The sequence below is a fragment of the Candidatus Nitrosocosmicus sp. FF01 genome, assembly GCF_047711275.1.
Lineage (GTDB): Archaea > Thermoproteota > Nitrososphaeria > Nitrososphaerales > Nitrososphaeraceae > Nitrosocosmicus.
In genome coordinates, this window is record NZ_JBLNIG010000001.1 from 982,317 (window position 1) to 1,005,776 (window position 23,460).

The 23,460-nt window shown below is 35.0% G+C and carries 21 protein-coding genes and 1 pseudogene; 7 read left to right on the plus strand and 15 right to left on the minus strand.

Annotated elements, in window-relative coordinates; all coding sequences use genetic code 11:
- Window positions 1-50 precede the first annotated feature (50 nt).
- The 5 genes from ACMT7R_RS05315 to ACMT7R_RS05335 form a co-directional block, all read right to left on the minus strand.
- Window positions 51-686, minus strand: a complete 636-nt coding sequence (locus ACMT7R_RS05315; RefSeq protein ID WP_415310484.1) for a PepSY domain-containing protein — start codon at window positions 684-686, stop codon at window positions 51-53.
- Window positions 687-950: 264 nt separating this feature from the next.
- On the minus strand, window positions 951-2,855 hold the full coding sequence (locus tag ACMT7R_RS05320) for a potassium transporter TrkG (RefSeq protein ID WP_415310485.1): 1,905 nt from the start codon (window positions 2,853-2,855) through the stop codon (window positions 951-953).
- A 230-nt stretch (window positions 2,856-3,085) separates the two neighbouring features.
- A complete protein-coding gene (locus ACMT7R_RS05325; RefSeq protein WP_415310486.1) occupies window positions 3,086-3,547 on the minus strand; it encodes a hypothetical protein in 462 nt (153 codons plus the stop codon).
- Window positions 3,548-3,958: 411 nt separating this feature from the next.
- Entirely contained in the window at window positions 3,959-4,708 is a 750-nt protein-coding gene (locus ACMT7R_RS05330; protein WP_415310488.1) for a cysteine hydrolase family protein, read from the minus strand.
- A gap of 196 nt (window positions 4,709-4,904) precedes the next feature.
- Window positions 4,905-5,363, minus strand: a complete 459-nt coding sequence (locus tag ACMT7R_RS05335) for a universal stress protein (protein ID WP_415310490.1) — start codon at window positions 5,361-5,363, stop codon at window positions 4,905-4,907.
- Between the two features lie 438 nt (window positions 5,364-5,801).
- Here ACMT7R_RS05335 and ACMT7R_RS05340 point away from each other — a divergent pair, with 438 nt between their 5' ends.
- Together ACMT7R_RS05340 and ACMT7R_RS05345 are read left to right on the plus strand one after the other, a co-directional pair.
- Window positions 5,802-6,446: a hypothetical protein gene (locus ACMT7R_RS05340; RefSeq protein WP_415310492.1), complete on the plus strand. Its 645-nt coding sequence runs from the start codon at window positions 5,802-5,804 to the stop codon at window positions 6,444-6,446.
- A 206-nt stretch (window positions 6,447-6,652) separates the two neighbouring features.
- Window positions 6,653-6,943, plus strand: a complete 291-nt coding sequence (locus ACMT7R_RS05345) for a hypothetical protein (RefSeq protein ID WP_415310494.1) — start codon at window positions 6,653-6,655, stop codon at window positions 6,941-6,943.
- Window positions 6,944-8,283: 1,340 nt separating this feature from the next.
- Here ACMT7R_RS05345 and ACMT7R_RS05350 read toward each other — a convergent pair.
- The 8 genes and pseudogenes from ACMT7R_RS05350 to ACMT7R_RS05385 all read right to left on the minus strand — a co-directional run bounded on the left by ACMT7R_RS05350 (window position 8,284) and on the right by ACMT7R_RS05385 (window position 16,636).
- Complete coding sequence (locus ACMT7R_RS05350) at window positions 8,284-8,652, minus strand: response regulator (RefSeq protein ID WP_415310496.1); 369 nt, start codon at window positions 8,650-8,652, stop codon at window positions 8,284-8,286.
- Window positions 8,653-8,798: 146 nt separating this feature from the next.
- Window positions 8,799-9,149 (minus strand): hypothetical protein, encoded by a 351-nt coding sequence (locus ACMT7R_RS05355; protein ID WP_415310498.1) that lies wholly within the window; start codon window positions 9,147-9,149, stop codon window positions 8,799-8,801.
- Window positions 9,150-9,308: 159 nt separating this feature from the next.
- Window positions 9,309-9,509, minus strand: a pseudogene (locus tag ACMT7R_RS05360) (hypothetical protein); the annotation flags it as partial.
- 4 nt (window positions 9,510-9,513) lie between these two features.
- Window positions 9,514-10,491, minus strand: a complete 978-nt coding sequence (locus ACMT7R_RS05365; RefSeq protein ID WP_415310500.1) for a hypothetical protein — start codon at window positions 10,489-10,491, stop codon at window positions 9,514-9,516.
- Window positions 10,492-11,038: 547 nt separating this feature from the next.
- On the minus strand, window positions 11,039-11,353 hold the full coding sequence (locus ACMT7R_RS05370) for a response regulator (RefSeq protein ID WP_415310584.1): 315 nt from the start codon (window positions 11,351-11,353) through the stop codon (window positions 11,039-11,041).
- A 177-nt stretch (window positions 11,354-11,530) separates the two neighbouring features.
- Window positions 11,531-13,459 (minus strand): ATP-binding protein, encoded by a 1,929-nt coding sequence (locus ACMT7R_RS05375; RefSeq protein WP_415310502.1) that lies wholly within the window; start codon window positions 13,457-13,459, stop codon window positions 11,531-11,533.
- A 293-nt stretch (window positions 13,460-13,752) separates the two neighbouring features.
- Entirely contained in the window at window positions 13,753-14,730 is a 978-nt protein-coding gene (locus tag ACMT7R_RS05380) for a tandem-95 repeat protein (RefSeq protein WP_415310504.1), read from the minus strand.
- The gene (locus tag ACMT7R_RS05385; protein WP_415310506.1) at window positions 14,669-16,636 is read right to left on the minus strand and encodes an Ig-like domain-containing protein; all 1,968 of its coding nucleotides are present in this window, start codon (window positions 16,634-16,636) and stop codon (window positions 14,669-14,671) included. The genes ACMT7R_RS05380 and ACMT7R_RS05385 overlap by 62 nt, the downstream gene beginning before the upstream one ends.
- A 381-nt stretch (window positions 16,637-17,017) precedes the next feature.
- Here ACMT7R_RS05385 and ACMT7R_RS05390 point away from each other — a divergent pair, with 381 nt between their 5' ends.
- The 3 genes from ACMT7R_RS05390 (at window position 17,018) to ACMT7R_RS05400 (ending at window position 20,126) form a co-directional block, all read left to right on the plus strand.
- On the plus strand, window positions 17,018-17,650 hold the full coding sequence (locus tag ACMT7R_RS05390; RefSeq protein ID WP_415310508.1) for a hypothetical protein: 633 nt from the start codon (window positions 17,018-17,020) through the stop codon (window positions 17,648-17,650).
- Between the two features lie 177 nt (window positions 17,651-17,827).
- Window positions 17,828-18,118, plus strand: coding sequence for a hypothetical protein (locus ACMT7R_RS05395; RefSeq protein ID WP_415310510.1), 291 nt, complete (start codon window positions 17,828-17,830; stop codon window positions 18,116-18,118).
- Window positions 18,119-18,431: 313 nt separating this feature from the next.
- Complete coding sequence (locus ACMT7R_RS05400) at window positions 18,432-20,126, plus strand: S8 family serine peptidase (RefSeq protein WP_415310512.1); 1,695 nt, start codon at window positions 18,432-18,434, stop codon at window positions 20,124-20,126.
- Between the two features lie 124 nt (window positions 20,127-20,250).
- On the opposite strand, the gene ACMT7R_RS05405 is transcribed toward ACMT7R_RS05400, so the two are convergent.
- On the minus strand, window positions 20,251-20,541 hold the full coding sequence (locus ACMT7R_RS05405) for a hypothetical protein (RefSeq protein WP_415310514.1): 291 nt from the start codon (window positions 20,539-20,541) through the stop codon (window positions 20,251-20,253).
- 248 nt (window positions 20,542-20,789) lie between these two features.
- On the opposite strand from ACMT7R_RS05405, the gene ACMT7R_RS05410 reads away from it, so the two are divergent.
- Entirely contained in the window at window positions 20,790-20,981 is a 192-nt protein-coding gene (locus ACMT7R_RS05410) for a hypothetical protein (protein WP_415310516.1), read from the plus strand.
- Window positions 20,982-21,115: 134 nt separating this feature from the next.
- Here the strand turns inward: ACMT7R_RS05410 and ACMT7R_RS05415 are convergent, their stop codons facing one another.
- Window positions 21,116-21,517, minus strand: coding sequence for a Trm112 family protein (locus tag ACMT7R_RS05415; RefSeq protein WP_415310518.1), 402 nt, complete (start codon window positions 21,515-21,517; stop codon window positions 21,116-21,118).
- A 792-nt stretch (window positions 21,518-22,309) separates the two neighbouring features.
- On the opposite strand from ACMT7R_RS05415, the gene ACMT7R_RS05420 reads away from it, so the two are divergent.
- Window positions 22,310-23,164, plus strand: coding sequence for a family 16 glycoside hydrolase (locus ACMT7R_RS05420; protein WP_415310520.1), 855 nt, complete (start codon window positions 22,310-22,312; stop codon window positions 23,162-23,164).
- Window positions 23,165-23,460 lie beyond the last annotated feature (296 nt).

Below are 23,460 nucleotides of genomic sequence, written 5' to 3' on the forward strand. Positions count from 1 at the left end.
TGAACTAAGAAAAAAATAGATTTGTTAAACTTTTTTTTATTTAGCTTTTGCTACCAACCCGAACCTGGATTCATTTCCCAGTTTTGGTTACCGCCATAGCCTTGACCTTGACCATAACCGCTACTACTACCACCACCGTGCATCCCCTTCATGCCCATATCTTGGTGTCCTTGAGAATGCATCATCATCATCCACTCCATCATTGAAATGTTCTTGGTCTGTAAAACTTCGCCGTTACCTGGGTCAACCAATACTTTTGTAAATTTCATATCCGGAGAGCCCAAAATTATTGAATATACCAAGTATCCGTCCTTTTCTTCACCGTTAGCGGACATTGCATATGTGCCATTTCCAACTGATTGTTCAGCCGTAGTAATGGCATCTACTAGTGTGACATTAAACTTTGATTCAATAGCCTGATACATAGTTTCCATTACATTAAGAGTACCGTTAATTTTTTCATATTTCTTATGTTCCATTCCCATTCCCATTCCCATCATTTTCTTACCAGAATTATCTCGCATCATCATCATATCGCTATCCATTGTCATATTCATTCCAGTTGAATTTGAGGTCGTATTTGCTTGTGAGAATACGTTATTGGTACTTAACAAGGGCAATACTCCCATTGCAGCAGTCAACAAGCCTGCCAAAATCACGAAACTAAATGAATTTCTTGTATTCATTGCAGTTTCTAGATCTGCAAAATATAAAAGCATATTCTATATAATTCCACTAGAAAATTATAATATTCATTAATATCTTTTCTGGTAGATGTTCGAATTATTTGTGTTTATAGATCGAATAATTTAATCATGTTAAAAAAGTTGGTTAGTTGAGAGAAGTTGAATAACTGGATCATCTATCACTGCCTGATTAGACAATAAATTTGCAAATATGTCCTGTCCTATATCACTTGGCTATTTAATTCAAAAAATTTATTAGCTTGATTATAATTTTCTAATTTTTGATATCTCTAAGAATAAGTAAATGACTGCTATAATTTCAAACCTACCGATAATCATATTGATTATCAAAAGGATCTTGGACCCAAGCTCAGCATCCAATGATGTTATCCCAGTTGATAAACCGGATGTAGTTAGCGCAGAAACGGACTCAAACATAGAATTTAAAAAAGTTTGACCTGAAAATATTGACAACAAAATCCCGGTAAAAATTGATGTTAAAATAAACAAAATAATTACAAGGACTGCTTCATTTAACGTCTTGTCTTCCTTATGCTGTGATGATTTTTGCTCCCACCCATGATAGGTGTGGTCATATCTTGAAGACACCGATGATATAGATCTAGTTGTAACATCGGCAGAGAATTTCTTTTTAGTTAATTTTTGAAGTAAAAGCAATATTCTGCCTACTTTTATACCTCCCGCCGTAGAGAATGCTGTTCCTCCTATTAGCATCAATATTATTAGAAAGAATTTGCCCTGGTCTGATAACAAAGTAATGTCTATAAACTGAAATCCAGTGGTAGTTGCTGCACTTAGTGTATGAAAAACACTTGTCATAGCATTAGAACCTGGATCTGATAAAGATAGCAAATACCAAAAAATCGGAATAGAAATCAGTATGATACCAAAATAAGTAAAAATTTCAGGCCGCATCTTGGTAGTATGCATCTCTTTACTAAATACTGCGTAGTGAAACGCAAAAGGCAAAGCCGAAATAACCATTCCGGTCATCAATACAAACAATTCAAGAAAGTTCTCTGAAATCAGAGATGTTGATGATGGTACGAATCCTCCTCCTGTAACTGCGCTGAGGATTAGGGATATATTAAAAATGATATCGTGATTTCCAGAAATATATAACAACATTGCAAGTACTACAGTGTAAATACTAAAAATAACTGCAATCGTAAGGATCAACTGTTTAAGTCTTAGAGTACCACCACCAAGCATCCCTTTCATATGAGCCAGTTTTCTTTCTGGATAAAAGAATGTAATTACCAAATAAACAAAACTCAACCCTCCAATCCATTGTGTAAATGATCGGTAAAAGTCAAAACTTTTTGGCAGGTCTTCGGGGTAAACCAACATCGACAATCCAGTCGTAGTGAAACCCGAAGCACTTTCAAAAAAACTATTAACAAACAATGTGACGGGGTCCAGGTTTTCACCGAAAGGGTTTACGTACATGTAAGGTATACTTCCAAAAAGACTCAGCAATACAAAGCTTGAAACCATTAGAATCGAGGCCTGTCTCAGATTCATCGGAGTCTTTTCACCATATGCATTTAAAACAAAGCCCGTAACAGACATTGTGGTAATTCCCAAGAAAATGCCTGTGGCAGTCACAATCTCGCCAAGGAATGTAGCCATAACCGCGGGAGCAATAAACAAGAGCCCTGCAAACTGCAAAATGAATCCTAGATTACCCCATATTGGTTTGTATCTTTCTCTTATGACCACTCTGTATGGCCTAAATTGTCTTTCAAGCACTGAAGTTCTAATGGCATTTGCTAGTCCCTCCTGAGTCACCACTCCCAAAATATGGATATTGTCTGTGACTGGAATACGTTTAATCAGATTTAATCTCATTAATTCCAGTGCCATTCTAACATTTGCCTTTGCTGAAATTGTAATTAGCGGAGAGGTCATGATGGTCTTTATTGCAACCTGGTCAGAGTCTTCTCCTCTCATAACTATTTTGTCTAAAATGTCACTATCTGTAATTATGCCAACATACTCATTTAACTTGTTTGTAACGATAATGGTTTCTGCCTTCTTTCCATGCATCAACTTGACTGCAGTAGCAGCGTCCGTGTCCTCATCTAAAATGATAAACTGATGATGAGCGTAAGAAAGCACTGGACGTTTTAGCGGGTCTGTTACCATTAGTTAATCAGAATTTATCTTAAATGTCATTACAAATAATATTAAACTTTACTATTAAATACTCAAAATTTTCATAATTTGATTTTCTTTAGTATTTTATCTTTTTTTCTTTCTTAGAGGAAAAAGATATGAATCCCAGTCTTTTTTTTACGTTTGAAGTGAGCTAAAAATAAGGTTGACAGATTAGTGCGAAAATAAACTTATTGGTTTTGAGATAGTTTAGAAAAAAATTAAGGGATAGTTATGGATACTGTCTCTGGAGTATTTGCAGGAGTATTGGACCCATAGGCTCTCTTATGTTCATCGTCGCCATAGATTACTTCAGCTGTGAAGCCTTTGCCTACTGGTGCTTCAGCAGAACTAAACTCAAAGGTATATGAGGTAGTTTGAAGACCGGGGAAAATCTCATTATTCAAAACTTGGGGAGCACGAGAACCGTCCATCACAACATGAAGAGTGCCATGTTCGTCAAGATTACCGTTGTTAACTATCTGTACGATGACTTTAAAAGTTGAGCTAGTTTGGGGGGTTTGTGCATTTACATCTTTTAGACCCCAAAATATAGCAACAGATCCAATTAATATAAGTAATGCTATAACATAGAGTGATTTTGCCTTTATACTGCCATTTAATTTTTTAATGGATGGATGAGTGGATTGTTTAATGGAGTTGCCATCAAAACATGGTTTCATTATTACATTAAAGAGAAATTATTTATTATATTTTGTTAAACATAATGCTAGTAAATAATACTGAAATACTATAATGTAAATTACCTGTTACAGGACTACCTGAATGTAAAACTACATGCTTATATCTATTTATGATTGGTAACGATATGAAAAAAATAGTTGGCAAGTTTTAGCAACAAAGTGTAATATCAGCTTTGCATGTAAACGAACAGAAGATCACTTGATTTTGTAGAATAAGGGCTTTGTATTTGATATTCTTTCCAAATTGAATTCTTTAATCATCATCAAAAATCAGGGGATCTTGTCACAAAAATATTTCAAAACCATCTTACAACTATTAGGGTATCGAGATTGACAATTTTATAAACACCTGCTAAATGCAACTATGACAAACAACACAAATCGATTTCGCTATTTCTTTTCCCTTCTTACGTTTATCAAGTTATGCTTTTCTAGAAATTGACTTATTCTCTCATTTTCTTCCTCAGTAGATTGAATCTCATCTTCACTCAAGTCCTCAAGTGTCTGAACCATCTTCTTAAAGTCTTCTATACTGATAACCACACCATAGTAATCTCTCACTCTTTCTATCGTAGTGTCATAATGTTTTTTTATTCCAGAGGCCGTTGCGTCTGATACCAAAATTACGTCGTATCCCAAGTTGAATGCATCACGTAAGGATGTCTCTACACAAATAGACGTATCAATACCACAAAATATCAAAGTATTAACATGGATACTTTGAAGCCAAACTCTAAGCTCTGTGTCTTGAAAAGCCGAATCTCGCCTTTTTAAGATAATGTGATCCTCGTCAGTAGGCTTTATTTCGTCAATAATTTCGGCATCCCAAGTCCCTCTCATACATATTGGGATTTTCCTATTTTGCAATCTTTCTTCTCTTGCTCTAGGAAGGATGTTGTGTATATTGAGTAATAGATCGATACCACTTGGTTCTCTGATGGCCTCAGTGTAGAAAATGGGGATTTTTTCTTCTCTGCAAAAAGCAATTAGCCTCTTTATGTTTGGAATAATTTGTTGGTAATTTTCTATATTCATTCCTAATTTATCATAAGAACCCTCCTTGCTGACAAAGCCATTTTGCATATCGACTATTATCAAGCCTAAATTGATGAGGTTACTGCCGTACTGTAATTCTCGCATTAATGTTAGACTATATTCCCATAATAAAAATTATTTTTAGATAATATGTTGATGAAGCAGACACGATGGTATTAACTTCGGTAGAGTGCTTTTTGCTTATGATATCACAAGACAAATGAGTCAAATTCAAAGTCAGTCAAGGTAAGTGACCATCGTGATATTGGAAGTTTGGCACGAGGTGGATTGTCAAGGAAGGTCATTTTACAACCGTAACACTACATTTTGATTTTGCAACTATTGAGTTTGCTATATTACCAATCAATAGGTTTTCTATCGAATTGCCCCGATGCCCTAAAATAATGTGATCTACATTGTTGCTTTCAGAGTATTCCAAGATTGCAATGTCAGGCGTGGATCTTGAATTTACAAACTCGGTATGGATGTCAATATTGTTTTTGATTGCTGACTCTTTGATTGATTGAAGCAGATTTTTTGACTTTATTATTTCATCTTCTATTGAAATAGTGTTGAAATTTTCTTTATTTTGAAAAATCCGGTATATTTCGGGAATATGAAAGGCTGTAATTGCTACGAGCATTGAATCATATTTTTTTGCCAAATCAAAACCAAATTTTAAGGCTCTAATTGAATAATCAGACCCATCGATTCCAACAAGTATTTTTTTGATCCTAACATCGGCACTCTCGATAGACATTCCTACACTACGCATGGATTTATATTAAATGTTAAAAAAGCACTGATTCGTATTGCTGCAAACATGATAAGAAAGGTAAGAAAAAACTATGATATTCTTTCTTGAGTGTAAAGCCCATTCTTAGCAATTTCTGGTTTCATACAATTGCCAATGCAAATTTGGTGAAGCACTGAAATTTAAACAACGAAATTTATAATTCAATCATAATTTCTTTAAAAACTTATTTATATCAACCCGGGGTACACTTTTTTATGAGACTTTTTGCCTTGCCTCATTACTTTTATAAAAGTTTAGTTTTATGTTGTACTCTCGTTCTGGTTATGTCGTGCCAAATCCCTTATTATTCGTATTCGTCTACAGCAGACTTGTCAAATTCTGATAATGCCTCATTACAAATAACTCAAGAATTCAGAAGATACGAATAATACTATATTTAGTTTGGACCTGTCAGATAATTCTACAGCAAATTCTACCACTAGTGGTAGTATATTACCAAACAGCTCTATTAGCACCAGCAGCGGTAGCAGCAGCGGCGCTGTTAATCTCGACCTTCCGCAGTCAATTGTCGATCTGTTGGGCTCGGCACCCCCATTGGCTGATCAGCAAAATATCACAGAAAATCTAACTAGCACTAATAACACAGTGGTTATGACAACAAATGAAACTCAACTGGCCGGCACTGAAAACGTTACAATACTGGCTAATTTCACATCCAAACCACTTGGTTTAGAAACCGACTATGCAATCAGTGAAAAGCCAATAATTATTGTTAATAATGTACCCCTAAATTATCAGTATATGAATGATCCAACGGATGAGGTTACTATAACTGACATGCTTATTTCTTTGCGTGCAAGTATTAAACTGGATAATTCGTCTAGTGCTCTACCATTACAATTAAGGGTATTTTCTAATCCTACAAACGTAACTGAGAATGCTGATGGCTCAAGAACATACATCAATGATCCAACAAATATAGAAAATATGGAAATAGCAGGGGTCATCTTTTCAGAGGCAAGAACCACTTCAACAATTTACCCTAACGGTACAGGTACCCTCAATGCTACTAATATAGAAGAATAAAATGTCTTTTTCTTTTTTTAGTTCCCTCATCTTAAAGACTAGATGATACGCTTGGTTTTGAATGCCAGCAGACCTGGGTAGACTTTACGCTAAAATAACATTCATAAAGTTTTATTCTAATATTTTATTTAAGAATCGAATTCAGTAAGATTATTTCAGAATCAGATTAAACAATCCAATTATATAATAAATCTATTAAGTTTTGCATGGATAAAAAAATAAAATTGTCAATCATGTCAATATTTGTTGCAGCAGCCCTTTTGGGTTCTATTGTTGCAGTAAGCAGCACCATCGATAACAAAGCATTTGCAGGCGGCGACAATCACCATGACAAGAAGAAGAAAAAATCAAATGAAGCAGTCCAAGTGTTAGAACAATCAACAACAACCGGACAAGACTCAACATGTGGTTCTGGTAACGATACAAAAGCATCATGTAACAACTTGGCATTCTCCGTTAACTTAAACGACGGAAGCAATGCATTAGGACAAGAGTAAATCTCTTCCTAAATTTTTTTGTTCTGTATTCTACACAATAAAGATTTAATCCTTCTCAACAGTTATCAAAAGTTTAAAAAAGATTTTAGTTCCTTATTTTGATAAATTATCCCTTATACCTTAGAGGGTCTTGAGCTTTCGATGACAAAAGTTTACCTGACTGAATTTTATAACCAGAATAAGAAGAGAGACACTCTATTAACCTACCAAAACAACCTCTTATCTTCAAATAATATTTGGCAAGACATCGGAGAACTGCGTATACATTTTGGCTTGATTAATCAAGTGAATCTTTACCACTATTCTAGGTATTCAATTGTCACATGGTTATGGATAACCCCCTGCCTTCCTCTCCCTTGACAATCTATTAATCTATCTTCTGTTGGTCAATTAAAAATGCAGTAATGATAATAATAATTTTTTTCGGCAACACTTCTTTCGTCCCCCAAAGCACTAAATATTTGTACACCTCTAAAATCAGTGGTGGCTATATCTAGTAAAACTAGATTAAAGTTTCCCTTCGTAAGATCTAAAGTCCTTTATCTCCACTCCACTCCTTTCAGTTAAGCACAAAATTTCCAATAGGAATACGCTGACTAGTTATGAATTGAGATTTCCAAAGTGGGAAGTTGCAGTACAACCAAAAAAAGGTATAAAGGTTGAATTTTATCCTAAGCAAGGACTAAAATATCGTTATCCTTCATATCTATATTACATGTTTAGTTTGATTTTCATCTAAATCCTTATAGTGGTTACATTCAAATTCCAAAAGTAAATAAAATTCACACAAAGTAGTAATCAACCTACCTGTGTCAGTTAATAAATAAAATAATCGATTCTATTGTTTAAGATGAACTCCAAGGTTGTAAAATTATTTAAATACTAAAATGCAATTTGAATCGGTATTTAGTATTCTTGCATTTAATTCCCAATTACAGCAATTCTTAAATACTAATTCTTGCATTAGTATTTATGGACGCAAGTGCAAGGGAAATCGCAAAAATTATTGATAAAAATATTCATAAAAAAAGAATAAATGTTCACTCAAAATATCTGAATTCAGACCAAGAATTTCTTATCAGAGAATTTATTTATTCAGTAAAACAGAAAGAGAAATTTTTGCGTTAAAACTTCTTTCTACGAATTCAATTGGCTATAGGCCAGAACTTTACTCCTAGTAATGATTAGTCATTTTTCAATACAATACTTTCGAATTAAGAATCCGTAATTATTTTTGATGGTAATTTTTATTTAACAGTCTCATATAGGGACCATTAGATCTTTATCCCAATTCAATCTTAAAGCATGAATGGTAAACTATGAATAATTATTTGTTTTAATTACTTTAGATATTTTTGCTTTATACTTTCCAAAAGTGCCAGAGAAATGGGCTTTTCTAGTACCTCTTTCACGCCAATGTCTAGGAATTTTTCCATATCAGCCTGTTTGACAACGGATGCAGTAAATATAACAATATTTTTGTTTACGATAGATTCTTTCTTCAATTCTTCAAGGATATCTATTCCGGAATATCTGGGTATAGCTAAATCGAGCAAAATCAAATCGTATTTATTGTTATGAATTTCGACCAACCCTTCGTGTCCGTCATTTATCGCTTTGCACTCGATATTTTCATGCTCAAAATAGTCTTTTACTACTTCGGTAATGTTCTCATTATCATCGACTATTAACACCTTAGGTGATGACATTAATTCTAGATACTTTATCCGTGCATAGTTATTAAGTTTCCTAGGTTGGCAAAATTACTATTATCCCGTGTGACGCATCATATTTGGATTGTATAAGATATCTCCAAAAAATGTTTAAATCAGATTTAACAAAAAAAAGTTATCATCTAGATATGGTTCAAATATCTTTTTGTTTTTTCAAGGATCTCCTTTGCATTGTCTGAAACTATCAGAAAAATCTTGAATTTTAATAGAATGTTGAGTATTAGTTGCTCAGGTTCTTCTAGAGATAATACGATGGGTATAACATTTGCATCACTACTATGGAGCATCTCCATTTGATAAAGTAGTTCAATATCTTGTTGTAGACGCGATGTAAGTATGACAAAAATAAGAGTTTGATTTTCTTTTCTAGCTACCAAATCAAATAATGTGTCTGTTGTGATATTCGTATCTGATTTTTCATTAAATGATAATTTATAATCAAGGTTTGTGAGGTAATCGCTGACACTTTCCAATATAAAAAAATTCTTTTTAAATTCCTTTTCCAGAGTTGGATTGATGTCAAATCTGTGTACAGTTTTTGTGTTACCCTCTATGTGTGTAAATGGACCATAGTCGCAGAAATTACACCTAAAATTGGTAACTGGTTCTGTGAAAAATATTGAACATTTTTGACAGTGATAGGAGGGTTTAATAATAAACTCATCAGAATTCCCAATGCGGTCATTGCACTTTGGACAGTAAAAATTATTGCCGGTTAAAAAGTCATGCTTTAATCCTGTGTACCCGCAAATTTTGTGGACATATACTTGCTCATATTTTTTAAATAATTTGTTATTGCATGAAGAGCATTGGTAATTAATATCTAAATCTATGGATTCACAGTTTGGACAGTATCAAAATGTTCTTCACTTTGTTTTTTATCAAGAACTTTTCCTTTACCAATGAATCAAGAATTTCTGAATTTGAATTTATCAATTCATTTACTTGCAAGTTGTATGATTCTTTTATCACTTGATTAATGTCTACTTCAATTGCAAAATAACTTCTTATTTTTTGAAATATTGTTAACTCGGTCAAAAGCATATCACGCAGTATGACTCGCATTTGAGGATTTTCTAAAGCGGGTTTTAACAGAAATTTCCTTCCCTGCTGAACCCATTCAGAGTAGATGGTGTGAAGGGTCTTTGATAGGTATTTGATCGCCATTTCGTCTGAAGAGATTATTTCTTTAATTCCAAGCTTTGCTGTTTTTAAGACAAGTTGTAAATTATTAGATCTATAAAATACGACTATAGGGATTGCTTTGGAATATCCTAAAATGAAATCCTCTACGAGATTGTTATCTTCGTCTTTTAAAATATCACAAATTATAATATCAAACATGGAATTTTGGACGGCCTCAAAGGCTTTATTATAATTATCATACACTGTCATTCGAATGGATGAATCCACACTATTTAATATTAAATTGGAAAGAAAATTATCAGAAGATATTAGTAAGACGTCTAGATTTTTTAGATATATAAAGTCGCGTTCATTTTTTTTAAGCGCATCATAGTTTGTTTTGATCTCTTCGATAAGATTCAAATCTAGCAAATAGTTTTCGTTAGATATATCTTCTGTTATTTTGGTTAAACTTTTGTTGATTATGTCGAGTATATGTTGTGAAAGAGTGTGACCGGTAATTAAAGAGTCAACGATATACTTGATTTTCTCTGCGACTATTTGATTATTAGTATGATCTTCTAATTGAGAACATGATATGATATTGTCAAGTTCATGGCTAATCTTGACATAATTTTCTATTGAAGGATTTTCTAATAACAAAGAACACTCTCTAAGCGACTTGTTCATTAATGTCTTATACTCGTTTGAGTAATGCAATAGAACTTAAATATCAATATGATTGGTATTTAAATGATTATTTGAGTCTAGAACCGATTAACCGTCCATTAATTCCTTGTTCTTGACCATCAAATTAAATCAAGATCAAATATATTCTTTGGACCCTAGGACGGTATTTGAATTATTGAAGAAATCATATCGGATTTTTAAGATTATTTTACCAGCGCCACATGCTTAATTATCTGACATTTGTAGGATATTAGGGCACAATATGGAAAGGGCTTTGAATAGTGATTTATGGTAGCTTTGTAAGCATTGTATGCGAATTACAAAATTACAGTGACATTTCATCTAATGGAGGTTGTCTTGCAAGCATTCCAACTTCATTGCCCATGAATACGAACAGACTCTAGCAGAAGCAAGGATTTTTATTGAAAAAGGCTAAATTCTCTCATAACTTTGGGATGGTAAATATTCTTCTTCCAAATTAGAAAATAAATTCAAATAGATACTTTAGGGATTTTCTTGAAATCCAATAACTCTGCTATATTTTGTATTATTTCATCAAGTGAATCTTTACCATTTGTTCTAAATCTTCAATTGCTAAAGGTTTATGGACAATCCCTTTGGCTCCTTCTCTTAATAACCTATCTGTCTCCTTTTGGTCGATTAGTGATGCGGTAAAAATAATGATATTTTTTTCAGCAACCGTTCCTTCTTCCCTTAATGCATCAAAAATTTGAATACCGCTAAAATCCGGAATTGCCATGTCCAGTAGAACCAAATCGAAGTTTTCCTTTCGTAAGATTTCCAGTCCTTTAGTTCCGCTCCTTTCAGTTATACACTCTATACCGTTTAATTGTAAAAAAATGAAACCACCTCAATATTTTCCTCATTATCGTCAATTACAAGGACTCTCCATTTGTGACGATGTTGAATTATTATATTAAGGTTTTTTATCGATCTTAAAGAGAGAGAAGGTAAGTAGACACCGGTCTGCTAATTATCCGTAAAAAGTTTGTGTTGCTATTACTATGAAAACACGAGTTCAGACTGGCAAGGTGAATTTAAAGGATGCACCTGCCTTATAGTTTTTATCTATCCAAATATTCCCACCATGTGATTCAACAATCCCCTTACAAATTACTAACCCCAATCCAGTTCCTCCATGTTTTCTTGTCAAAGATGTATCAATTTGGTAAAATTTTCTAAATAAACTGTCTATCTTGTCGTTAGGAATACCGGGACCATTATCCTCAACAGTAAATATTATTTTCTTTTCCTTTGTTGAATTTGATCGATCTAAATACTGAGAATTGTCGTAATTATCTACCTTGATATTTATTATACCGTTATCTGCCGGTACAAAATCAATAGAATTTTTGATCAAGTTTCCCAGTACTTGATTAATTCTTTGAGGATCGCAATGAATTTTCAACTCCTCACTTACATTTAATTTGGCGTTTAGTTGTATGTTTTTTTTACTATCTTGATTTTTTATTATTTCTTGAAATTCGGAAACTGCAGTATCAACAAGATTTTTTACCCCAATTTCCTGTTTGGACAAGTTAAGTCTATTCATCCCAAGTCTATATACATCAAAGACGTCTTCCACCAACCGTTCCATCGTTGTTACATTTCTTAATATCGATTCTATTGCCTTTTTTTGTTTTGGATTTAATTCGCCTGTATATTTTGGTTTTAGTAACATTCCAGCATATGCTTTAATCGGCATTAGCGGAGTCCTCAGCTCATGGCTTACCATTGAAATGAATTCTTCTTTTGCCTTTTCTGAGGCTATTATTTTTTCATTGACTATCTCCAGTCGTTGATTTGCTTCCTTAAGTTCAAGTGTTCTTTTCTTTACTTCTTTTCCTAGATCTTTGCTCCAGTTTCTCAAAATTAAAATTATGATAATTACTCCAGCAGACATTGTCGTGACTAACAAAGCACTCTGGATACGCTCATTCCGCATTACTTCGTTCATATTTTCATATATTGAATTTGTTGGTGTGACTACAGATAAACCATATTCAGTCTTATTGTTGGCCAATATGGGAAAAGCAGTATTATACCGTTCTCCTAAATCGGTTGTATACAGGCCTTGATCCTGCTTTCCGTTAAGTATGTTAGATATGATTCTATTGTAAACTCCATTTCTATCAATCACTTGTTGAATTTCAGGGCTAAGATAATTCTTTCCAATGAACTCAACGCGGGGACTAATCATTATAGTGCCATTTTTGTCGTAGCCGACTAGATACTGACTTTCCACGTTAAATATGTTACCATATCTTTCGAACAATTGAGATACCGGAACCGATGCAGCAACAAGGCCCAAATAGTTACCTGAATTAGAGGTTTTGTTTGGAAAAGTATCCTCCAAGTCCGCCATGTACAAGTCCTGTCCAGAATATACTGTTTTATTGAACACCGGATAAGTTATGGTAATCCTATTTATCCCATCGGCTCCTTTAAACAAATCGGAATATACCGGTAATTTGGTTTCCTTTGTCTTATTTACATAATCTCTAAACGAAAGATCCAATCCAATAAAAGTGTCCTGACCGGGAGGAGCATAACTTTCAATTACCACATCGTCTTTGTCTAAAATGTACAACCGGTCAGCCTTTTTACTGAGATCGACATAGGTACTGTTGATTTGGTCCTGTAGGAAATCCAAAACATAACTTGATGTATTCTCTTCTCCACCTGTCAATCGAGTATCGTTTTTAACAATATTTATCATTGCCTTCATTTGTGCAACATTTTCAATCATATTCAACATTGAATTAAGATCAGAACTAATACTGTTTGTAATAGATTTGCCGGATTGGTTTTGTAAAGATACATGCTGAACAAGCAAACCGTTTAGAGCGTCTTTTTCATTTTGCTCTTGCAAATAAAAATAAACAACATTGGAGATTACAACTAGAGAAATTATAAAGGCCAGACTGACCAGGTGAATTTTTAACAAATACTATCTCTGCTAAATTGCTGTAATATATAAAAATTTATTAATCATTTTTCAAAAATAAAGCAAAATAGCTCAGCTACAATAGATTATTTACTTTTTAGGAGAACAGTTCGTCACAAATTGTCCACTACGGTGGGAGGAGTTAAACCATGATTTAAAAGATGTTGTAAATCACGACTAAAATACTTTTTCTAAATTAGGATTTCCAGACTAAGTACAAAAAATAGGATTTTCTTTAAAAATCAATAGAGTTATTGGTATAACTCCTATATTGGTAACCACAAACTCCTAAATTAATTTCCACCAAAGAAGTTTCTCATATTATCTGCAAACCCTGGAAATCCATCAGAAAATAATCCACCGGGGCTGCTATTTGTAGAGTTTGAGGAGCTACTGGGAGGAGTAGGGGTAGGGGTAGGAGTAGGAGTAGGAGAAGTGGTTGAATCTGTTGTTTCTGGTGATGTAGTATCATCTTCTGTTGTTTCTGGTGATGTAGTATCATCTCTGGCGTGATTAGTTTCTGGTCTGGATGTAGTATCATCTTCTGTTGGTGAATCGGAGCCATTGTCAGGCTCAGGCTCAGGCTCAGGAGTTGGTTCAACTGCATTTACTGTGATTACTACTGGTGCTGTATTGCTGTCGACTGTTCCATCACTGGCCTTGAAAGTAAACCTATCCTGTCCTGTGAATCCATCATTTGAGGTATAGACAAGGCTACCTGTATCTTCGTTAAAGTCTGTGATAGTGCCAGATCGTGGATTGGAGACCAGAGCATATGTCAAATCATTGCCCTGAGGATCTGTAGCCTCCAAGGTTATCGGGGTTGGTTCACCACTGTTGGCTGTTACATCCTGTCTTTCGGCTACCGGTGGTTCGTTAACTGCATTTACTGTGATTACTACTGGTGCTGTATTGCTGTCGACTGTTCCATCACTGGCCTTGAAAGTAAACCTATCCTGTCCTGTGAATCCATCATTTGAGGTATAGACAAGGCTACCTGTATCTTCGTTAAAGTCTGTGATAGTGCCAGATCGTGGATTGGAGACCAGAGCATATGTCAAATCATTGCCCTGAGGATCTGTAGCCTCCAAGGTTATCGGGGTTGGTTCACCACTGTTGGCTGTTACATCCTGTCTTTCGGCTACCGGTGGTTCGTTAACTGCATTTACTGTGATTACTACTGGTGCTGTGTTGCTGTCGACTGTTCCATCACTGGCCTTGAAAGGTAAACCTATCCTGTCCTGTGAATCCATCATTTGAGGTATAGACAAGGCTACCTGTATCTTCGTTAAAGTCTGTGATAGTGCCAGATCGTGGATTGGAGACCAAAGCATATGTCAAAGCATTGCCCTGAGGATCTGTAGCCTCCAAGGTTATCGGGGTTGGTTCACCACTATTGGCTGTTACATCCTGTCTTTCGGCTACCGGTGGTTCGTTAACTGCATTTACTGTGATTACTACTGGTGCTGTGTTGCTGTCGACTGTTCCATCACTGGCCTTGAAAGTAAACCTATCCTGTCCTGTGAATCCATCATTTGAGGTATAGACAAGGCTACCTGTATCTTCGTTAAAGTCTGTGATAGTGCCAGATCGTGGATTGGAGACCAAAGCATATGTCAAAGCATTGCCCTGAGGATCTGTAGCCTCCAAGGTTATCGGGGTTGGTTCACCACTATTGGCTGTTACATCCTGTCTTTCGGCTACCGGTGGTTCGTTAACTGCATTTACTGTGATTACTACTGGTGCTGTGTTGCTGTCGACTGTTCCATCACTGGCCTTGAAAGTAAACCTATCCTGTCCTGTGAATCCATCATTTGAGGTATAGACAAGGCTACCTGTATCTTCGTTAAAGTCTGTGATAGTGCCAGATCGTGGATTGGAGACCAGAGCATATGTCAAAGCATTGCCCTGAGGATCTGTAGCCTCCAAGGTTATCGGGGTTGGTTCACCACTGTTGGCTGTTACATCCTGTCTTTCGGCTACCGGTGGTTCGTTAATGGGTGCAAAGTTTCGTATGATTACCTTGATTGTTTTTTCAGACGACAGATCATTTTGGTCTGTAACTTTTACCTTGAAGAACAATATTTGATTAGCTGTTCCATCAAGCAATGGAGTATCAAATGAGGCTTTTGACTCATCGACATCTTGCAATGTCATAGATAATCCAGCAATTTGCTCCCACTCAAAATCCAAATTCTTACCATCCTTAGAGTCAAAACTGCCTGATGCATCCAACACAACTCCATCCACGCCTTCATCAACAGTAATTTCATTTTCCAGGCTTACGGTTGGAGGATTGCAACCGGTTCTATCTCTAATAGCAGTATACGAATTATCTACAAAATTAGTCACGTCTTGGTTAAATGAATCTACTAGTGTTGCCACTGCAAATCTGTAAGCAAATGAATCTAAATATTCACAGAGCAGATGATCATAACTACCATCATCTTGAACATTTCCAAGTGCACTGTTTAAAGAATCTATAATTTCAAACTGAAGGTTGTTTGGTAAATTAATAGTGGACACAAAGTCTCGAAGGTTTGATATTGAGTTTTCGAGTGGAATTACTGTCCAAGAAAATGTTTGTGGATTCACCTCAATGTTATCTGATGTATCTATGGCACGAATTTGAACAGTATGTTGACCCGAGTCAAGGTTCATGAAATAACATCCTGCATTATCAACCGCTCCGTATTGTATGGTACTTGGACGCCAGTTACCGTTATCAATGCTGCATTCAAAACCTTTTATTCCAACCAGATCAGAACCAGTAAATTGAAATCCGATATCATCAGAAATTGTGAATTCATTGTTATTTATCAGACCCATCCAATCGGTCTTAACCACCCCTATTTCCGAGGTAGGAGGAGTTGTATCTTGGACTCGTACTTCAAATGATTCAACAGCCTCATTTCCTTCACTATCAACTGCAGTGCACTCAACAGTTGTGGTTCCCAAGGCAAATAAAGTATCTGAACTGGGTACGCAATTTACCTCAACTGGTGCGCCAGTGGAATTAGTTGCTGTAACAACAAATTTGACCACTGCGCCTTGTGGGCCTGTGGCTTCTGCTACAACGGGTTCGTCTGGAACAGTTATTTCAGGTGGAATTTCGTCGTCAGATTCTGTAGATGCTAGAACGCTCATCATAGTTACTGGCCCAATGCTTAAAGGCATTGACAGTACCAAAATTAAAAGTAAAAAAGTAAATAAAATTCTGCTCAATATTGATCAAAAAATATAAAAGTATTTAAAATTTTTAGTTCATTAAAGGATGCCGAGCACATCTTTGTTTGGTCAGTTCAATAAACTTGTTGACCTATAATTTTCTAATAGTTAATACGGTATAATTATTCACAGTTAATAAGATACTCAATATTAAGAATACTCATTAAATTACAAATGCCTATAATTTGTAATGGATTTCGTCAAGACATCGGCTACCCATCGTCAAGACATCGGCTACCCATCGTCAAGACATCGGCTACCTATCAGATTAGTTATTATCTGGCTCATCTAGATTCAAGTCTTTTATATTAATTTAGAATATAGATTAAAATGTACATCCCGCATACGCTAAAGTCCAAAATCTTAGCCCAATGGTTAAGTGGACTTTCAAGAGATGAGATCGCATTAGCAAATGGATTAAGTCAAGGACATGTTTCAGCAATACTCAAGGAATTACGAACTGAAGTACCGGATTTGGATTTAATGAGAGAATTAGCAGTTAAACTAAAAAAAGAAAATTTGACTATACTTGATTTATCTCATGCGCTTAGAATACATAACCGATTAAATAAGCTCGATATAAGTCTCGAATTAGCAGAGTCCATTTTTGAGAAAATTCACATCCACTGCTTTGTAAAACGGATTGAGGTCAAAGACTTTTTAGATTTGGTGATAAAACATTTGGAACTGGTTGAAAGTTTAGGTATACCAATATTGGAGTTGGAAAATTATGTCAATGAACGAGTAAACTACATTGTGCAGCTTGATCGTCAATACAAGCAGATGATAGAACAAAGAAATATTTTAGCGACCGCCTATAACACGACGGTACTCGATCTTGAAGAATTTCAGCGTCTTAGACCAACCTATGAGAAATTAAGGTACGCCGAGGAGGAAATTATGAAAAAGGATAAGATGATAGCAGATTTGAAAAGACAACTTGATGAGGTAAACAATAAGTAATTGATTAGGAAAAGAAAAGATTCTTCATAAACTCTGAATGTAAGTTTTTCAAGTGAACAGTATTGGGGTCAGATATAAATTACTTTTAGCAATAAATTATTTAGGAATCTATTATAGTAAGATTATTTCAGAATCAGATTAAACAATCCAATTATATAATAAATCTGTTATTTTTGCATGGATAAAAAAATAAAATTGTCAATCATGTCAATATTTGTTGCAGCAGCCCTTTTGGGTTCTATTGTTGCAGTAAGCAGCACCATCGATAACAAGGCATTTGCAGGCGGCGACAATCACCATGACAAAAAGAAGAAAAAATCAAATGAAGCAGCTCAAGGAATTGGTCAAGATACAGAAACACTTCAATTATCAGAATGTGGATCTGGTAACGATACAGTAGCTTCATGCAACAACTTGGCATTCTCCGTTAATCTAAATGACGGTAACAATGCATTAGGTCAACAATAAGACCTTTCCTTTTTTATTTGATTTTTCAAAACTGCTTTTATTATTAATCAAAATTATTTTAGACTATCCTATTTTAGTAATATGGTATAAATTGGTATTTTTTGTGCCAAATCTTGGCTAATTTAGCTTGATTTCCAAATCTTTTTATGTGTACCTGAAAGCAAGTATATCTCTTATCATCTGTTTTTGTTTTATCTTTTAGAAGAATATTCCATAATTTGGTATTCGTCGAGTCGAACATAATCTAACACTGAAAGTAAACATTGTTAAAGTCTTCAATATTTCATAAATCAATATGATGTATTAGTATTGTGTGAATATCGAAAGCAGGCAACATGTCAAATTGTGCATGTTATTCTTATTGATAGTTTTAAGCTTTTATAGCACTGCATCGATAAGAAATGCCGAAGCTTTTGATTTTGGTTTACCTGATATTCCATTTTTGAATTTTAACCTTGGCAACAATGATAATTCTGACAATGAGCAGAGTCCTTCAGAAGAGGAGTTGTACGATATATCGAATCTTGTTTCCGATGATCCTGCAGAAATTGGGAGCGATGATTCATCCGATGAATCTGCATCCGATAATTCAATTTTGGATTTAGAGTCAGAAGGAGGAATTCAGTTGTACGACTCGTTACCTTTTCCATCCAATTCAGTTAGTAATGCTATTTTTGGTCAGAACTCAGAGGAAGAAAAAGATGAAATCGAAAGTGAACGTGAATTTAATCAAATTTCTTCCTATATACCTAATTCATTGCCTTTAATTTCTGATTATACTGATTTTCCTTCGACATATCTTGCGGATCCAAATACAGAAACAGGTAAAGAAATTCCTAATCAATACATTGTAGTCTTAAAGGATGATGATTCAGGACTGTCTGATTTTTTTTCCACCATTTCAGATAAACTGGAGTTTCAAGGAGTCGAATTACTACAAGTTTACGAAAAAGTGTTAAACGGAATTGCGGTCAAAGTTCCAAATGAGAGCGTTATAGAGGCAATAGAGAGACTTCCAATGGTAGACTATGTCGAAAATGATGTAATGACTCAAGCATTTGCTCAAACCGTGCCAACAGGAATTAACCGAGTTGACGCTGACATGAGTTCAGCTAAATCTGGAAATGGCAATGGCATTGTGGACATTGACATTGCAATACTAGATTCAGGAATTGACCTTAAACATTCTGACCTAAACGTGTACCATCAAAAGTCTTTTGTTACTACTAATACAGGATTTTATTCCTTATTTGGAAGCCGAACCAGCACCACTGCAAACGACGATAACGGACACGGTACTCATGTCGCTGGAATCGCCGCCGCTAAGGATAATACAGTTGGTTCTGTTGGGGTGGCTCCAGGTGCCAAACTTTGGGCTATTAAAGTGCTCGATAGCAAGGGTACTGGCCCGCTGTCCACTGTAATCAAGGGAATAGATTACATTACCCAGTATGCGAATCAAATCGAAGTAGCAAATCTCAGTCTAGGATGCGAATGTAAATCCTCTGCATTTGATACTGCAATCAATAATTCAGTTAATGCAGGTATAGTCTTTGTTGTTGCAGCAGGTAACGCAGGAAAGGATGCTATTACCAATTCGCCGGCCAACAACCCCAATGTAATATCTGTTTCTGCGGTGGGAGATAGCGATGGAAAATGTGGAGGAAATGGTCCTGACACTGGGTACGGAAAAGATGATGCGCTGGCCAGTTTCAGCAACTACGGATCAGTTGTTGACATTGCAGCTCCTGGAACAAAAATTTATTCTACTTACAAGGGAAATACTTATGCTACAATGAGCGGCACAAGCATGGCCTCTCCACATGTTGCTGGAGCTGCTGCGCTGTATTTGTCTAATAATCCAGACGCATCTCCTCTGAATGTTAAGAATGCGTTGATGAGTCAAGGTTCAAATTCAAATACCTCTTGCGATGGGAATGGATATGGATACTTTAGTGGTGATAAAGACTCTATTAGAGAACCGCTGCTGTATGTAAGAAACAATTGAATTCTGTTTTAATACTGTTGAAAATCAGGAAAATCAAGTTTTATCATCTTTAGAAGGTCAGAGACAATGAATTTATTTAAAGGATTTCAGAATCATTAGACTTTTGTATGCAAAAGAAAAAAATTTAAGGGCAGCTTTGAATGCATGCATGACCTGGAGGACAAGGGGGCATTACACAGTCATCTGTTTCAGTATCGGGACTATAATTCCCTGATGAATCAGAAGTGTTGTTTGGAAGCTGGCTTGTACTCTCATTTGGTCCAATGATGTCGCCGATCTCAAATGGAGGAAAATCGGTTTGCCCGTAAGCAGGGATTGAAATGTTCAAAGATTGTATACTCGCTACGGTAATAATCAAACCAAAAATAAAAGCTGCGGTTAACATTGATTTGGTTTTAGATTTTGTCGTCGTCATGATAACTTGACGTACAATTAGTATAAAAAGGCTATTTGTGTCTAAGATAGTGTTGTAGCAATACAATGTAAGCCTAAAAAATTTTCTCCAATTTTTACGGGGCATAATGGCCCGACGATGAGATTTTGTTAGATAATTAGTGCAATATCTATGGTTCGTGATAGTAGAAATATACACATTCTACATATGGATCGTAAGAGATAACAATAATAGCAATATTCTTAATTTTATTAGCCGTCTAAAATGAAATGGAAAACAAAGGCATCGCTTATCACTTTATAGAATTGTCTCATACAGTATGCTTGGACAAAGTGGAATTACTAAAAGGTCAGGTCAATTCACGCAAAAGATTGTTAAAGGACCTTCCAGAACAAGAGGAAAAAGAGATAATTGAAAATGTGATAATGAGTCTAGATAAAGCATTAGAAGTTGTGAAATAAAAGAACTTTTGTTGGGTATTCAATATATTGAAGCAATAACATCACGTAGAGACGTCCATTTACAACCTAGTCCTCAATCTAACCTAATTTTATAGAATCAATGATTTAGTGCACAAGGAAGATTAGCAAGATAACTATGTCGACCAGGGCTTTAAATTTGTCAACAAATCAACAGGAATTCGTTCTTTCCACTTGTTCAAAAATTCGATATCTTTCTTTTTATCTCGAAGTTCATCAGGTAAGATTATAGGAATCTCGTCAACAATTGGGTAAAATCTTTGACAAGTCTTACAAAGCAGCAGTCCTTCCTCCACTATTTCGATTTGCTGCAAAGTCTCTTTTTGGATCGGATTGTCGTTTTGCCTTTTGGTGAGTGTAGAAGGGTCTGGCCCTGTCGGATCGGATGCATTTGACACCGCCTTCTCATCCCCACTAATGGGAATTTTCGAATCAGAGGCCGATTGAAATTCTAGTAACTCTAAGGAGGTAACCTTATCAAACGGACAGACAAGAATCTCCAAAAGTTTTTTATTCATGACAATACTTCTTTAAATCAAAATTTATCTTTTATTATATTTCGCAGACAATAGATAGTACGGTTTGCAAGCTCAAATTATCTGATACAACTCGCCGGATCATTTGCTAAATATATTGAAATTTTGAGATAGATACGGTAATTGACAAACCAGATTGATGGTTAGTCATCATTCATGTAGTAAAACTATACCCTTGGCATTCATCTATCAAATACTTAATCCATATTAATTACGCCAGTCTTTATTTGTAGTTTCAAAAGTGTCCGAGTCCATTTGTAAACATTGTAGAATAGTCTGATAAGAAAATATCGCTAATTACTTTGGTTAATATACAGTTTAATACTGGTGGAAACCACTCGAATCAATTCGTCTATCGAATTTCACAAACTGTCTAGATACAGAATGTATTGTGAGATGGGATATTGCTATTAGGCAATATATTTTAAAGAGGATGATGATCTTACAAGCTGAACGTTTTTCTGAGAAAAACATAAGCAACTTTTAAATAACTTATTTTGAATCATCAAATAGAACTTTAATAATTCAAATGTATTTGGATTATTGGAACCAAATGCGAAAAGATCAAATATGTTTGCAAAAGTAGATCAAGAACGGATAGAAATATAATAGTTCTTTAACTTAGTTAACAAAATTATAAAAAGGCGTAAGAGATTTGTGTTATTGTGAATTGATGGGTTTCCTCTAAATTCGATCATTTTTTAACTATAACAATTGTTCAATCAAAAAAAACCTAATTACAAGCGTTGTAAAATATTTCAATCAGTCGGATTCTTGGCCGCATTTTTAATGTTGATTCCAATTTTAGGAATTGATACCCACAATAATGCGTATTCTAGCATATCTTCTTCGGTATATGACAATATACAGAAAAAATTTGACAATATTTTGCCGTTTGATTTACCTCAACTAAATAGGGAAGACGACACTGATACTCAAAACGATGACGATTCTGAATCTCAGACTGCACAGACGGCTGCCACCACTCCATCATCTTGTAGAGCAAGTGTATATGATAATTTTGACAGTACGTACTTTTTGGGCGAAGGTAAGACTTCACCTAACGGAGAGTGGAAAAATGTATACTCTGGCTATGGATCGACAGGAGTAAAGAACGTCGATTGGAGATCTGTATTTTATCTAAGCCCAATGGTATCTACTAGCCCATCTGAAACACACGCTGCATTGGTAAAGTCTACGGATAAATTCTGCAATTTTTCAATGAAGGTAGATATGAACACTGTACAACCGTTGCGAAAGAACTCGCCTGCTAATATGTGGGAGGTTGGCTGGTTATTCTTCAGATATTCTGATACTTTTCACTATTACTGGTTATTAGTCAAACCAAATGGAATTGAGCTTGGAAAGAAAGATTGCGACAACTGTTCCGATCCAGTGGATGGTCAAAAATTCCTAGTAACAAAGTCCACACCCGCCTTGAAGTATAATACCTGGAATAAAGTCAAGGTCGATATGATAGGCAATCATATCAAAGTTTTCTGGAATGGAAATCTCGTAATAGATTATACTGACAAGACAATGTCTCCAAAGTTGGCCTCTGGAAATATAGCCATGTATTCGGAAGATGCCTATGTGTTATACAATAACATGGATGCTACTTCGAGGTAACAACCCTTTTTTTATAGACTACAAATCTTAAAGAAAATCGATCTTTTTTATGTACTCAAAATAGTAAGAAAGTCAATTATCGCTAGAAATGTATACCATATTACATTAATATTGAATACTCCACTTTTCAGGGTTTTTTATCAAATTGCTAATAATAAGTCTCTTCCATAACCAAAAAAGGGTATTGATAGATTTGTTTTAGTTATTTGCTCCTCATCTAATTCATGATTTCCAAATCATATCATAGAACCCTTTTAAATACTATATTTGTTGAATTTGCCTACAAAATAAATGAT

Coding starts and splice junctions, on each gene's coding strand:
- ACMT7R_RS05390 (WP_415310508.1), top strand. CDS start 17,018: ATGTACATCCCGCATACGCTAAAGTCCAAAATCTTAGCCCAATGGTTA.
- ACMT7R_RS05405 (WP_415310514.1), bottom strand. CDS start 20,541: ATGACGACGACAAAATCTAAAACCAAATCAATGTTAACCGCAGCTTTT.
- ACMT7R_RS05350 (WP_415310496.1), bottom strand. CDS start 8,652: ATGTCATCACCTAAGGTGTTAATAGTCGATGATAATGAGAACATTACC.
- ACMT7R_RS05345 (WP_415310494.1), top strand. CDS start 6,653: ATGGATAAAAAAATAAAATTGTCAATCATGTCAATATTTGTTGCAGCA.
- ACMT7R_RS05415 (WP_415310518.1), bottom strand. CDS start 21,517: ATGAATAAAAAACTTTTGGAGATTCTTGTCTGTCCGTTTGATAAGGTT.
- ACMT7R_RS05330 (WP_415310488.1), bottom strand. CDS start 4,708: ATGCGAGAATTACAGTACGGCAGTAACCTCATCAATTTAGGCTTGATA.
- ACMT7R_RS05385 (WP_415310506.1), bottom strand. CDS start 16,636: ATGCCTTTAAGCATTGGGCCAGTAACTATGATGAGCGTTCTAGCATCT.
- ACMT7R_RS05365 (WP_415310500.1), bottom strand. CDS start 10,491: ATGAACAAGTCGCTTAGAGAGTGTTCTTTGTTATTAGAAAATCCTTCA.
- ACMT7R_RS05335 (WP_415310490.1), bottom strand. CDS start 5,363: ATGTCTATCGAGAGTGCCGATGTTAGGATCAAAAAAATACTTGTTGGA.
- ACMT7R_RS05395 (WP_415310510.1), top strand. CDS start 17,828: ATGGATAAAAAAATAAAATTGTCAATCATGTCAATATTTGTTGCAGCA.
- ACMT7R_RS05320 (WP_415310485.1), bottom strand. CDS start 2,855: ATGGTAACAGACCCGCTAAAACGTCCAGTGCTTTCTTACGCTCATCAT.
- ACMT7R_RS05325 (WP_415310486.1), bottom strand. CDS start 3,547: ATGAAACCATGTTTTGATGGCAACTCCATTAAACAATCCACTCATCCA.
- ACMT7R_RS05315 (WP_415310484.1), bottom strand. CDS start 686: ATGAATACAAGAAATTCATTTAGTTTCGTGATTTTGGCAGGCTTGTTG.
- ACMT7R_RS05410 (WP_415310516.1), top strand. CDS start 20,790: ATGGAAAACAAAGGCATCGCTTATCACTTTATAGAATTGTCTCATACA.